Below are 805 nucleotides of genomic sequence, written 5' to 3'. Positions count from 1 at the left end.
ACGTAAAGCTGAAAAATGCACGAAGATATCATCTTCTTCTGGAAAATCTGGTAACTCGATGAATCCAAAGCCTTCTTTTTCATTAAATGTCTTTACAATGCCGTAATAGGTCATCTTAATTCTCCTCTTCAACTAAAGCTTCAGGATAGTGGTTGATGACGATGTCAGCACAACGTGCACATAAGTGCGGTGCTGCTTCAATTGTACCAACTTCTTCGTAAACCCCGCGACAACGGTCACATGTTTCACCATGTGCATGTTCAATCGCTAAGCTGTAACCTTCGTAAGCTGTAACATCTGCACCAGCTTCTGAAAGGTCATGGATTTCTAATTGCGATACCATCAAGTATGTCGCTAATTCTTCGCCGACACTATCAAGTAATGCTTTGGTTTCTTCATTGGCAAAAATATGTAATTTCGCTTGTAATGATTTACCAATCACTTTTTCTTCACGAGCCGTTTCTAATGATTTGTTGACATCAGACCGCAAGGCCATAAAGGCAGACCATTTTTCTTCTAAAGTGTCTGCATTTTCATAAGTCACTACTTCAGGGAAGTCAGCTAATTGGGCGTATGCTTCCTCTTCTTGTAGGTATGTCCAGATTTCTTCAGTTGTATGTGGAATAACTGGTGTCAGTAAAGTCGTCACGGCTTTAGCTACTGCATACATAACCGTTTGCATGGTACGACGTTTTGCTGATTCTGGTAATTCAATGTAAACAACGTCTTTAGCGTAGTCTAAGTAGAAGTTAGACATATCTAAAGTTAGGAAGTTGGTGATTTCATGGTTGACTGTCATAAAGTC

Annotated in this window: 2 protein-coding genes; both read right to left on the bottom strand. The window is 39.9% G+C overall.

The window, feature by feature from the left end; all coding sequences use genetic code 11:
* On the bottom strand, positions 1 to 114 hold a 114-nt coding region (locus ACRCJ0_RS16780), incomplete at its 3' end, for a cold-shock protein (protein ID WP_431391293.1).
* A gap of 1 nt (position 115) precedes the next feature.
* On the bottom strand, positions 116 to 805 hold a 690-nt coding region (locus tag ACRCJ0_RS16775; protein ID WP_431391292.1), incomplete at its 5' end, for a class I tRNA ligase family protein.

The organism is Aerococcus sp. L_32 (assembly GCF_050689315.1).
This window is presented reverse-complemented; position numbering and strand designations above follow the sequence as displayed.